2 protein-coding genes are annotated in these 14,665 nt (G+C 67.6%); both read left to right on the plus strand.

Annotated elements, in window-relative coordinates:
* The first annotated feature begins 94 nt into the window (after nucleotides 1-94).
* Nucleotides 95-12,235 (plus strand): YDG domain-containing protein, encoded by a 12,141-nt coding sequence (locus PX52LOC_RS24120; protein ID WP_149112480.1) that lies wholly within the window; start codon nucleotides 95-97, stop codon nucleotides 12,233-12,235.
* 117 nt (nucleotides 12,236-12,352) lie between these two features.
* Entirely contained in the window at nucleotides 12,353-14,665 is a 2,313-nt protein-coding gene (locus PX52LOC_RS24125; RefSeq protein WP_149112481.1) for a DEAD/DEAH box helicase, read from the plus strand.

Here is a 14,665-nt window from a genome sequence, read left to right on the forward strand (position 1 = left end):
CTTGTTCGATTTGATAATGACCCCCACGACCAGGTGACTCGCCGCCAAAGAGTTGCCGGAAAGTGCCTTGCGCCCCACCCGGAGACTCTCGCCCATGCGACCATTTTGGCTGCGATCTATTTTCGACAACAAGTCCACCCGCCGCCCCCTCGCACGCAAGAGTCTCCCACAACTTCGGATCGAGAACCTCGAACCGCGTGACGTGCCGGCCGTCATCGATCTGACCGGCGGCGTGCTCACGTATACGGCCGGTGCGGGCGTCAACAACAGCGCCTCGGTGTCTATCTCCGGCGGGAACTTCGTCGTCACCGACGCGGGCGAAACGATCGACCCGTCGGGTGTCTCGGGAGCTACGGTCAACAACCCGAACTCCATCAACGTCCCCACGGCCGGCGTGACCTCCGTCGTGCTGAACCTCGGCGACGGGACGGACGCCATCGCCACGGCTGGGGCGGTCGTCGCCGACCAAACCCTGACGATCAGCAACACGGGCACCTCCCTGTCGATTGGCGGGCCGGTCCGAACGGCCCCACCGGCGACCAACCCCGCGAGCACCGGCAACATTGTTATCACCGGCACCAACCAGGTGTCGCTGACGAACGGTGCCCAAATCGGCGGGACGGTGACTTCGGCAGGCAACGTCGCTCCGACGTCGACTTACACCATTGCCAACCAGACGACCGGCACCGTCAGCATTAGTGCGAACACGGACGGCACGGGGACGGAAGGGTTCAATCAGGGCGGCGGGTGGATCATTACGAACAACACGACGGCCGCCGCCGCCGCCGTGACGGTTGGCGGGACCGGCGACGCGACGATAGGCCTCGCCGCGGTCGGGTCTACGACGGCTTCGTCCGCGAAGTACACGGTGACGGCCAACGGCGGGAACATTCTGTGGAGTTCGGACTCCGCCCTTGGCGGGTCGTTCGCCACCAACAATTCTTACCGGGGGTTGGCAAACGGCGGGACGGCCATTACCGCCGCTATCAAGGCAAACGCCCTCGTACTGACTACGTCCGGCGGCGGCAGCGTCGGTTCCGACACGCGACCGATTCAGACGGTCGCCCCGGTTTCCGGGTCGACGGCGAACCTGACGGCCGGTGGCGGCGGTGCCTACCTCGTCGACTGGGGCACCCCGTTGACGCTCAGCGGCGCGACCGCGACGGGCTCCGGCGACATCCGGGTCGTGACCGCGAACGTCGGCGGGCACAACTTGATCGTCGCCGGCAACGTCAAGACCGCGACCGGGAACATCTACCTGGCCTCGGACGACAACCTGGCCGTCAACGCCGGGGTCACGATCGGCGGGTCCGGGTTCAGCGGCACGGTCTGGATGCAGGCCAACCGCGACCAGGGCACGGCCGGTCAGACGTTCACGATGAACACTACGGCGGCGATCGTCACGAGTAACACGACGAACACGGTCACGGCTAACCGCACGCCGGCGACGCAGGCCGTGTACCTGGACATCTCCGGCGACACCGGCACGCCGTCGGCCCTGACCGTCGGCAACATCACGGTCGGCAACGGCGGGCGAATCGTCATCGACGCCATCCCAAACGGCGTCGTTAACGAGGCCGGCAAGATCGTCATGGCCGCGGCGACCAACGTCCTGAGTGCCGGCACTACGGGGACGATCGACCTGAATGCGGCTATCACCGCGGCGACGGTGGCCGATGTCATTGGCACGTCGGCCATTCCGGTCAAGGTGGCTGGCGGCAATGTGGTCGTCGGTGCGAACTTCGGCAATGCCTACGTTACCGGGACGGCCGCCACGGGCTTTGCCGCGACCGGAACGGCCACGGTCACGCAGACGACCACCGGCGGATCGCTCAACTTCTCCACGACCGCCGGTGTGCTCACCGTCAGCGGGCCGATCACTAACGCCGTCAGCGGCGTGGTGAACCTGACCAGCACGGCGGCCGGTGGCGGTGTGAACATTGCCGCCCTGGTCGGCAGTGCGACGACTGGGCTGGTCACCATCAACGCCGGCACCAACCCGGCCACGCTGGCCTCGACCCTGACGCTGTTCCCCACCTCGAAGATCGCCGTCACTGCGGCGGGAGGCGGACTGGTCGTTGGCGCGAACGGCGTGGTCGTCGGGTCTGGTGTCACAACGAACGCCCTGCCGCTCACGGTCCAGTCGGGCGGCGTCGTCAGCCCGGCCGACGTGAGTGTGACGGGTACACTGACGATCGGTAACCTTGCGGTCGGCACCGGCGGGATTCTGCGGATCGACCTGAACACCCCCGCCTCCTTCGACGTGGCGAATGTCAACGGCACGGTGAACGTAACCGGCGGCACGCTGCAGATGTTCGCCAACGGGACGCTGAGCGTCAACGACTCGTTCGTGATCGTCAACAACGACGGCACGGGCGACGCCGTAACCGGCCAGTTCGTCGGCGGCACGACGGTGTCGGCCGTGAACGACCCCCGGTACGTGTTCACGATCAACTACGCCGGCGGCGACGGCAACGACATCGTCGCCACCGTGTCGTCGATCGTCACCACGTCCCTGTTGGACGTGACTTCCGGCGGCGTAGCCTTGTTCGCGTCGGGCAACGGGCTAGACAACAACCTCGCCGTCACGCAGTCTGGCGGCACGTACAGCGTTACCGACACGTCGGGGCCGATCGCCTTGTCGGCTGCCGCCGTGGCGGCCGGGTGGAGCGGCAACAACACGACGACCGTGAGTGGCCCGACCGCCGGCATCACCGGCCTGACGTTCAGCCTGAACTCCGGAGCCGACACGCTCAACGCCGTGGACGCCGGGGCCGTGCCGCTGGCGATCAACGGCGTCGGCACGATCGCCGTCGCGGGAACCGTAGCGTCCACTGCCTCGATCGCCATCGGCGGTGTGACGAACATCACCGGCAGCGGGACCGGGTTGCTGCAGGCGCCGACGCTCAATCTGACAGCACCAAACGGCGTTGGGACGACCGGCCAGCGGGTGGGGACGAAGGCGGCGACGATCATCGCCACGGTGGGGGCCGGCGGTCTCTTCCTCGCCGAGGCCGACGGGGCCGACGTGACCGCGACCGCCACTGGGGTGGGGAACGTCGATATCTCTAACACGACCGGCACGCTGAACGTCGCGGGGGCGACGAGTACCGTGGCCGGCAACATCGCGCTCTCCAGCGGCGACGCCGTCACACTGAGCGCGAACCTGAACGCCGGGTCCGGCACGATCACAATCGCGGCCAACACCGACGGGGCCGGCAGCCAGGGGTACGACCAGAAGGCCGCGTCGATCACCACCACGAACACCACCGCCGCCGGCGTTTCCATCATCGTGAACACGGCCGGCGGCGGGACCGGCAACGCGGTCATCGGTCAGGGGTCGATCGGCAGCAACACCGGCGGCGGATACACGGTTGCCGCCAACGGCGGCAGCGTCTTGTGGACGGCCGACCCGGCCTACGCGGCGTTCGACGCGTCCTTTACCGGGTTGCTGAACGGCGGCAGCAACACCGAGACGCTGAAGGCGTTCGCGTACAACTTCACGACGGGGGCTGCCGGGTCGGTGGGAACCGACGCTCGCCCGCTCCAACTCGACAACTACGGGACCAACGGGACTCCTGCCGCCGTCGCCAACCTGACTGGGACGACCGGCAGCGGCGGCTTCTACGCCGTCGGGTGGGACGCGGCCGGCAGCCATGACCTGACGACCGGGGTTATCACCGCCCAGGGGGCGGGCGGCATCCGTGTCGCGACCGGCAACGCTGGCGGGCACAACCTGTATGCCATCGGCAACATCTCCACCGGGTCGGGCACGATCTACCTGGCCGCGGACGACGTGCTGGGCATCGGGCCGAACGTGACGATCGGCGGGGCCGGGTTCAGCGGCACCGTCTGGTTGCAGGCCAACCGCGACCAGGGCACGGCCGGCCAGGCGTTCACGATGGACGCCACTTCGGCCGTCGTCACGAGCAACACCACGAACACGGTCACGGCTAACCGCACGCCGGCGACGCAGGCCGTGTACCTGGACATCTCCGGCGACCAGGGGACGCCGTCGGCCCTGACAGTCGGCAGCCTGACGGCCGGCGACGGCGGGCGGATCGTGGTGAACGCCATCCCGAACGGCATCGCGCTGGAGGCCGGCCGGATCATCGCGGCCGCCGCCGCGAACGTTCTGAACGCCGGGCCGACTGGGACAGTTGAGTTGATCGCCGGTATTACCACCCCCGCCGCGGGTGACGCTGTCGGCACGACGGGCACGACGCCACTGCCAGTCCGAGTGGCGGGCGGTAACGTGGTCGTCAACACTAACTACGGCAACGTCCTACTCGCCTCCGACGCGGCGGCGAGCGTGACCGTCAGCGAGACGGCGGTCATTTCCGGGCAAACGGCCGGCCCGCCGATGATCAACCTGACGACGACTGCGGGGGCACTCACCGTGGCCACTCCGCTTGGCAACGTCAGCGGTGGAACTGTGAGCCTGACCGGGGCCGCGGGCGTCGTCCTGAACGCGCAACTCGGTAACGCCGCGACGGGCGCGATCGCCGTCAATGGGCCTCTGTCCGGCAGCGGCAATATCGTCCTCGGCACGGGCGGCCTGACCGTCACGCAGGACACCGATTCCACCTTCGGCGGTTCGATCGCTGGCTCCCAGTCGTTCGTCAAAGCCGGTATCGGCACGCTCGCCCTCACCGCGGCGAACGCCTACGGCAACACGAGCGTCTCGGCCGGCCGCCTCTACGTCTCGAACGCCGCCACGGCGGGCGCGCTGACCGTCGCCGATGGAGCGACCTTCGGCGGGGCGGCCACCGTCGGTGCGACGGGCGTCGCCGGCACGCTACAGCCCGGCGGACCCGGAACGGGCACGGCGGTTCTCAACACCGGCGACGTGTCGTTCGGGGCGTCCGGGGCACGGGTCTTGGCCGTCGATCTCAACGGCACCGGGTACGATCAGGTCAACGTGGTTGGCAGCGTGGACCTGACCGGGGCAACTCTGACCCCAACTCTCGGATCCGGCTACAAGCCCGCACTCAACACCAAGTTCGCGATCATCTCCAACGACGGCACGGACGCCGTCACGGGCACGTTCGCCGGCTTGGCGGAAGGCGCGACGTTCGTCCTCGACGGCCGAACGTACACGATCAGCTACGTCGGCGGGGACGGTAACGACGTTACACTCACGGTCACACAAATTGCGGGGGCGGCCCCGATCAACACGGTCCCCGGCCCGCAGTCCGGATTCGAGGACACCGATCTGGTGTTCTCCACCGCGAACGGCAACCTGATTTCCGTCGCCGACGCCGGCTTGAGCACGCCGATCAAGATCACGATCACCGCCACTCACGGCGTACTCACCCTCTCGGGAACGGCCGGCCTCTCGTTCACCACTGGCGACGGCACGGCCGACCCGGCGATGACGTTCACCGGAAGCCTTGCCTCCGTCAACACCGCCCTGGCCGGGTTGCGGTTCACGCCCGATTCGAACTACAACGGCACCGCGGCCGTCTCCATCACTTCGGACGACCTGGGGGCGTTTGGCGCGGCTCAGACCGACAGCGACTCCGTAGCTGTGACCCTGGCGGCGGTCAACGATGTCCCCTCGTTCACCCTGCCCACCACGAACGTGCCGCTGCCAGCGAACCCCGGAGCCCAGACGCTGACCGGCTTTGTCACGGGCATCTCGGCCGGCCCCACCGATGAGGCCGGCCAAACGCTCACGTTCCTCGTATCGAACGACAACGCCGGCCTGTTCTCGGTCGCCCCGACGATCAGTGCGAACGGCACATTGACGTTCACCGTTGCCGCGGGCGCGAGTGGGACCGCCACGGTTACGGTTCGCCTCATGGACAACGGCGGGACCGCGAACAGCGGGGTGGATACGTCTGCCGCTCAGACGTTCACGATCATGGTCGCGGCCCCCACGGCCACGACGACGGCTGTGACCGGCAATGCAGGCGCGTCGGCCGTCTACGGCACCGCCATCACGTACACGGCCACGGTCACCGCGGCCGGCGGAACGGTTTCGCCCACGGCCGGCAGCGTGAGCTTCTTCGACAACGGCGTCTTGCTCGGTACGGCCACCACGATCTTCAGCAGCGGCAGCGGGTTCGCGACGTTCACGTACACCTCGATGCCCACCCAACTCCAAGTGAACGGCGGCGCGGCCCACGTCATCACCGCGACCTACACGCCCGGGTCCGGCTTCGCGACCAGCATGAGTTCCGGGGCGGGCAACTTCTCCCAGGCGATCACGCCCGCTTCGCTCACGATCGTGGGCCTGTCCGGGAATAACAAGACTTACGACGCGACCACCGCCGCCACCTTGAACACGGTTGGTGCGATGCTCACCGGGGTCTTCAGCGGGGACACGGTTAGCCTAGTCAGTTCCGGGGCTACGGGTACGTTCGCCAACAAGAACGTCGGCACGGGAATCGCCATCACGCTCGGCGGGTTGAGCCTGTCCGGGACCGCCGCCGGGAACTACGTGCTGACCCTCCCGGCGATCACGGCCGACATTACCCCCGCCTCGCTCACGGTGGGCGGTGTGACGGCCGGCAACAAGGTGTACGACACCACGACCACGGCCTCGATCGACACCGCGGGGGCCATGCTCATCGGCGTCGTCAGTGGCGACATGGTCAGCCTGATGACTTCCGGTGCGACAGGGTCGTTCGTCACGAAGAATGCCGGCACGAACGTCTTGGTGACCGTCGGTGGCGTGAGCATCGGCGGTGCCGACGCCGGGAACTACGTGTTAGGCCAACCGACGACCACGGCGACCATCACGCCCGCGATGCTGACAGTGATGGGCGTGACCGCGAACGGCAAGGTGTACGACGCGACCACCACGGCCACCTTGAACACGTCAGGTGCGAACTTGACCGGGGTGTTGGGCAGCGACGACGTGGGCCTCAACAGCGTCGGGACGGGCACCTTCGCGACGAAGAACGTGGGCACCGGCATTGTGGTGACCGTGAACGGCCTGAACCTGACCGGGACGGATGCGGGCAACTACTCCTTGAACCAACCGACGACCACGGCGACCATCACGGCTGCGATGCTGACGGTCTCCGGCATCACGGCTGGCAACAAGGTGTACGACGCCACGACCGCGGCCGCGTTGGATAAGACGGGAGCCATGCTCGTCGGTGTCTTCGGCGGGGACATGGTCACCCTCATGACCTCAGGGGCGACCGGAGCCTTCTCGTCCAAGAACGTGGCGAATGGCATCGGAGTGACGATTAGCGGTCTGACGATCGGCGGGACCGACAGTGGGAACTACGTCCTGACCCAGCCAGCGACGATGGCCAACATCACGCCGGCGACGCTGACGGTCACGGGCGTGACGGCCGGCGACAAGGTGTACGACGCGACCACGAACGCCGTGGTGAACGCGAGCGGGGCTGTTCTGGCGGGCGTTCTCGGCAGTGACACCGTCTCGTTGGACAAGACCATGCCTACGGGCACCTTCGCGACGAAGAACGTCGGATCGAACATCGCGGTGACTGTCGGCGGTTTGGCCATCGGGGACACGGACGCCGGGAACTATGTCCTGACGCAGCCGACGACGATGGCCAACATCACCCCGGCGACGCTGACGGTCAATAACGTCACCGCGAGCGACAAGGTGTACGACGCGACCACCGCCGCTTCCGTGAACGCGAGCGGGGCCGTGCTGGTCGGGGTTCTCGGTGCGGATACGGTCGGTTTGGTCAGCTCCGCGGTGGCGGGTTCGTTCGCCAACAAGAACGCCGGCACCGGCATCATGGTGACCGTCGCCGGTCTGACCCTCGACGGCACGGACGCTGGGAACTACGTCCTGACGCAGCCGACGACAATGGCCAACATCACCCCGGCAACGCTGACGGCGAACGGGGTGATGGCGAGCGACAAGGTGTACGACGCGACCACGACCGCGTCGATCACCACCGGCGGGGCCAGTTTGGGCGGCGTTTTCGCGGGCGACATGGTCACGATTCTGTCTTCGGGCGCGATGGGCACGTTCGCCAACAAAAACGTCGGCACCGGCGTCATGGTGACCGTCAGCGGTCTGAGCCTGGGCGGCACCAACGCCGGGAACTACGTTCTGACCCAACCGACCACGTCTGCCAACATCACGCCCGCTTCCTTGACGGTGACCGGGGCGACCGCGAGCGACAAGGTGTACGACGCCACCACGACGGCGACGATCAACTTCAGCGGGACGATCTCCGGCGTGCTCGGCTCGGACAATGTCAGTCTCAACAGTGGCGCGACGGGGACGTTCGCCAACAAGAATGTCGGCACCGGCATCATGGTGACTGTCAACGGGTTGACGCTCAGCGGTACGGACGCCGGGAACTACGTCCTGACGCCGACGACCACGTCGGCCAGCATCACCCCAGCGTCGCTGACGGTGATGAACGTCACCGCGAGCGACAAGGTGTACGACGCGACCACCGCCGCTTCCGTGAACACGGGCGGGGCGGTCCTCTCCGGGGTTCTCGGTGCGGACACGGTCGGTTTGGTCAGCTCCGCGGTGGCGGGTTCGTTCGCCAACAAGAACGCCGGCACCGGCATCATGGTGACCGTCGCCGGTCTGAGCTTGGACGGCACCGACGCTGGGAACTACGTCCTGACCCAGCCGACGACGATGGCTAACATCATCCCGGCGACGCTGACTATCACGGGTGTGACGGCCGCGAACAAGGTGTACGACGCGACTACCGCCGCCGCCGTCAACGCGACGACAGCCGTTCTGTCTGGCGTCCTCGGCGGTGACAACATCAGCCTGCTGTCGGGCGGGGCGACCGGGGTGTTCGTGACGAAGAACGCCGGCACCGGCATCACGGTGGCCGTCTCCGGCTTGAGCCTGGGCGGGACGGACGCGGTCAACTATGTACTCACGCAGCCGACCGCGATGGCGAACATCACGCCGCGGACGCTGACCGTGACGGGTGTCACCGCGGGCAACAAGGTGTACGACGCGACCACCGCGGCTTCCGTGAACGCCGGAGGGGCCGTCCTCTCCGGCGTCCTCGGCAGTGACAACGTCATCCTCGCGGGTAGTGGCGCGACCGGCACGTTTGCATCGAAGAACGTCGGCACCGGCATCGCCGTCACGGTCGCCGGACTGGCCATCGGCGGTGGGGACGTGGGCAATTATGTGCTCACCCAGCCGACCGCACCGGCAGACATCACCCCGGCCACGCTGACGGTGACGGGCGTCGCCGCAGGCAACAAGGTGTACGACGCGACCACCGCTGCGGCGATCAACGCCACCGGGGCGATCCTCGTCGGCGTCTTCACCGGGGATGCCGTGACCGTTTCCACCGGCGGCGCGACCGGGGTGTTCGTGTCGAAGAACGTGGGGGCTTCCGTCGCGGTCGCCGTGAGCGGCCTGACGATCGCCGGTTCCGACGCCAGCAACTACGTGCTGACGCAGCCGATCACCACTGCGAGTATCACGCCGAAGGCCGTTACGGTGACCGGCGTAACGGCGGGCAACAAGGTGTACGACGCGACCACCGCCGCACCGGTCAATGCCGGCACGGCCGCCTTGTCCGGTGTCCTCGGCGGTGACAACGTCACGCTCGCGAGCGGTACCGCGACCGGCACGTTCGCCACCAAGAACGTCGGTACCGGCATCGCCGTCACGGTGCTCGGCCTCGGCCTGAACGGCGCGGACGCGGGTAACTACTCGCTGACGCCGCCGACGGCGGCCGCGAACATCACGCCGAAGGTCCTGACCGCCACCGGCGTCACGGCCGCCGACAAGGTGTACGACGCGACGACGACGGCCACCTTGACCACCGGCGGGGCTGGCCTCGTCGGCGCGTTCGCCGGGGACGCCGTTGGCCTTGTCACTTCGGGGGCGACGGGCAGCTTCGCCACGAAGAACGTCGGGGCGAACATCGCCGTGACCCTCAGCGGCTTCGGCCTGAACGGTGCGGACGCAGGGAACTACACGCTGACGCCGCCGACGGCGGCCGCGAGCATCGCGCCGAAGGCCCTGACCGTGGCCGGGGTGACGGCGGGCGACAAGGTGTACGACGGCACGACGGCCGCCAACGTCGGCACCGGCGGGGCGACCCTCACGGGCGTTCTCGGTGGCGACGCCATCACGTTGAACTCGACCGGTGCGACGGGGGCGTTCGTCACCAAGACGGCCGGAACGAATCGGGCAGTCGTTGTCTCCGGCCTCACGGTAGGCGGTGCGGACGCGGGGAACTACACGCTGACGCCGCCGACGGCGGCCGCGAGCATCGCGCCGAAGGCCCTGACCGTGGCCGGGGTGACGGCGGGCGACAAGGTGTACGACGGCACGACGGCCGCCAACGTCGGTACCGGCGGGGCGACCCTCACAGGCACGGTGGCCGGCGACTCAGTCGCCCTCAACGGCGGGGCGGCAACGGGCACCTTCGCCACGAAGAACGTCGGGGCCAATGTTCCGGTTGCGATCGCCGGCCTCGGCTTGACCGGGGCTGACGCGGGGAACTACATCGTCGCCCAACCAACCGCAGTCGCGACCATCACCCCGCGGGCCATCACCGCCACCGGCGTGACGGCTGCTGACAAGGTCTACGACGGCACAACGGCCGCCGCGATTGGTGTAGGCGGGGTGGCCCTCTCCGGCGTGGTGTCCGGTGATACGGTCGCACTCGCGGCGAGCGGGGCGACGGGCACATTCGCGTCCCGGAACGCCGGGGCGAACGTTTCCGTCACGGTGAACGGCCTGGGCCTCGCCGGTGCCGACCGCGGGAATTACACCCTCACCCAGCCGACGGCCGTCGCCACCATTACCCCCCGATCGGTCGCCCTCACCGGGGTGGCGGTTGCCGACAAGGAATACGACGGCACGACCGCCGCCACCTTGAATACCACGGGGGCGGTGCTCGCCGGCACGGTGGCCGGCGATACGGTGGCCGTGGCCACGGCAACAGCAACCGGCAGCTTCACAACCCGGAACGCCAGCACGGGCATTCCGGTTGCGATGAGCGGCCTGACCCTCACCGGCGTCGACGCGAGCAACTACTCACTCGCCGTTCCCACCGTCGCCGGGCGAATCACGCCGCGGGCCATCACTGTCACCGCGGTGGCCAACTCGCGGCCGTTCGACGGCACCACGGCGGCCGAATCGATCCCGGTCGTGACCACGGGGAGTCTCGTCACCGGTGACACGGCCACGTTCAACGAAACTTACGACACACCCGCGATCGGCACCGGCAAGACACTCACGCCGGCCGGCGAGATCAGCGACGGGAACGGCGGCGGCAACTACGCCATCACCTTCGTCCCGGTCGCGGCCGGCGAGATCGTGCAACGGTTCCTCGCCCCGGCGGTGACGGCCGTCGCCACCGGCAACGGGGTGATCGTGTTGAACGCCGACGGGTCGGTGCGGGCGATGCCGCGGACCATCGGAACCTCGTTCGGCGGCGGGGTGCGGCCGGCCGTCGGGGACGTGAACAACGACGGCGTCCCGGACACGGTCGTCGGCAGCGGGCCGGGCCGGGCCACGCTCGTCCAAATCTTCGACGGGACGACCGGGGACGAAGTGGCGTCGTTCCAGCCGTTCGAGGCGTCGTTCACCGGCGGCGTGTTCGTCACCCTCGGCGACCTGGACGGCGACGGCAAAGCGGATATCATCGTCACCCCCGACGAGGGCGGCGGCCCGCGGGTGACGGTGTACAGTGGGGCCGATCGCCGGGTGATGGCCAACTTCTTCGGCATCGACGACCCGAACTTCCGCGGCGGCGCTCGGGCGGCCGTCGGCGACATCAACGGCGACGGTCGCCTCGACCTGCTCGTCGCGGCCGGGTTCGGCGGCGGGCCGCGGGTCGCCGGGTACGACGGGGCGTCCGTCCTCACGGGGACGCCGGTCCACCTGTTCGCCGACTTCTTCGTGTTCGAGCAATCCCTGCGGAACGGCGTGTACATCGCGTCGGGCGACATCGATGGGGACGGGTTCTCCGACCTGATCTTCGGCGGCGGGCCGGGCGGCGGGCCGCGGGTGTACGCTCTCTCCGGCCAGAGCGTGTTGCAGACCGGCGGCGAGTCGGCGAGCGTGCTGGCGAACTTCTTTGCCGGCGACCCGACCAACCGCGGTGGGGTGCCGATCGCGGTGAAGGACCTGGACAGGGACGCGAAGGCCGATCTGTTGACCGGCAGTGGACCGGGGGCCGCCGGTCGGGTGACCGCCTACGCCGGGGCCAACCTGTCGCCGACCGGCACGCCAGAGGAATTGTTCTCGACCGAGGTACCGCAAGAGTACCTGGGCGGCGTATTCGTGGGCTAGCCCGCGACGCGGTTCCACTCCCCTTCCAATTGGCTTGAGCCTCCGCGAGCGATCGCGGAGGCTGAAGCCCGCGGCCACAAGCCGCGACCGTCTGCAAATTCGCGATAAGATGAGCGGATGACCGCACCCACCCGCGAAGACCTGGCGACGCAGTACCTCGACCAACTGCCCTACCCGCCGTACCCCGTGCAAGAAGAAGCCCTCCTGGCGTGGTTCACCTCGCCGGAGGGCGTGATGGTCTGCGCGCCGACCGGCACCGGCAAGACGATGATTGCCCAGGCGGCGCTCTTCGAGGCGCTACACACCAAGACCGTCGCCTACTACACCACGCCGCTCATCGCCCTCACCGATCAGAAGTTCCAGGAGATGCAGGCCGCCGCGGAACGGTGGGGCTTCTCGAAGGACGACGTCGGCCTCGTCACCGGCAACCGCAAGGTGAACCCGAACGCGCGAATCCTCGTCGTGGTCGCCGAGATTCTGCTGAACCGGCTGCTGCACCCGGAAGGGTTCGAATTCGCGAACGTCTCGGCCGTGGTGATGGACGAGTTCCACAGCTTCGCCGACCTCGAACGCGGCATCGTCTGGGAACTGTCGCTGTCGCTCATCCCCAAGCACATTCGCCTGATGCTCCTCTCGGCCACGGTCGGCAACTCGGTCGAGTTCCTGAACTGGCTCGACCGGATGCACGGCCGCAAGTTGGAACTGGCCGAGGGCCGCGAGCGGAAGATTCCGCTCACCTACCACTGGGTCGGCGACGAGTTCCTCAACGACATGCTCGTGGACATGGCGAAGGGGGACGACGCGACGCGGAAGACGCCGGCCCTGGTGTTCGCGTTCAACCGCGACGAGTGTTGGTCGATCGCAGAGCAACTCAAGGGCCTCGACATGCTGAACGCCGGGCAGAAGTCGGCGCTCAACGCGGAGGTGGATAAACTCGAGTGGCCGCACGGCGTCGGGCCGAAGCTCAAACAAATGCTTCGCCGCGGGGTCGGCGTCCACCACGCCGGGCTGTTGCCGAAGTACCGCCGCGTGATCGAGAGTCTTTTCGAGCGAAAGCTGCTCAGTGTCGCCTTGTGTACTGAGACGCTCGCCGCCGGTATCAACCTGCCCGCCCGTTCGGTGGTCATGACATCGCTGGTGAAAGGGCCGTTCGGGAAGGAAAAGTTGATCGACCCAAGTACGGCCCACCAAATCTTCGGCCGGGCCGGGCGGCCGCAGTTTGACACCGAGGGGCACGTTTTCGTCGGCCCGCACGAGGACGACGTTCGCATCGCGAAGTGGAAGAAGCAGTACGACAGCATTCCGGAGACGACGAAAGACCCAGCGATGCTGAAGATGAAAAAGAACCTGCTCAAAAAGAAGCCGACGCGGAACACCACGAAGAAGTACTGGACCGAGTTCGACTTCGAGAAGCTGAAGACCGCCCCGCCCGCCCGACTCTACAGCAAGGGGCCGCTGCCGTGGCGGTTGCTGGCGTACCTGCTGAAAGTGTCGCCGGAGGTGGAGAAGATTCGCGCCGTCGTGCGGAAGCGTTTGCTCGACCAACCGCGGATCGAAGCCGGGATGAAGCAACTGGACCGCATGCTGCTCGTGCTGCACAACCGTGGATTCGTGAAGCTCGAACCGGAACCGCCGCCGCCCGCCGAGGGCGTTGATTCGCTACCCCACGAGGCGGTGCGGGCCGTTCCGACGGAAGCGCTCGACAAGCTCCTCGTCTTCCGCGCGTGTCACCCGATTTACGGCGCGTTCCTGGTGGACCAGCTCGCCACGGCCAGCCCGGACGAGCGGATTCAACTCTTGGAATCGGTGCTGGAAATCCCCCGGCCGCTCTTGAAGTTCGTCCGCGTGCCGTTCGACCTCCCGCCGGGGCCGCTGGCAACTGAGCGGCTCGACCCGGAACTGATCGCCCGCGGGCTCATCGTCGCCAAACCGCCCAAGGTCGAGGGCGAGGAAGAGGAGGAAGAGGAAGAATTCGAGGAACGCCCGCCGACGCTGGCCGAGAAGGTGCGGATGCTCTTCGACGCGACGCACCCGGACGTGACCGACGTGAACACGCAGTCGGTCTGGGCGGCCGGCGAAGTCCTCCGCTACGGCGGCAACTTCAACCAGTACGTGACCTCGAACGACATGACGAAGCAGGAAGGGATCATCTTCCGCCACCTCTTGCGTTTCATCCTGCTCCTCGAAGAGTTCCTGCAACTCACGCCGCCCAGCGTTGACCCGCGGCAGTGGCAGACCGAACTCCGCGACCTCGCCGACAAGCTGACCGAGGCGTGCCGCAAGGTGGACCCGATGAGCACGGAAGAGACGATCAAGAAGGCCCAAGCCGCGGACGTGGTCGAGGGCGAGGACCACGCCAAGCCGTCGACGGCGGCCGATGTTGCCGCGGACGTCAAAGAGGAGCAGTTCGGAGCGGGGATACTCGAGTAA

Origin of the sequence: Limnoglobus roseus, from assembly GCF_008254045.1 — a bacterium.
Classification (GTDB): Bacteria; Planctomycetota; Planctomycetia; order Gemmatales; family Gemmataceae; genus Limnoglobus; species Limnoglobus roseus.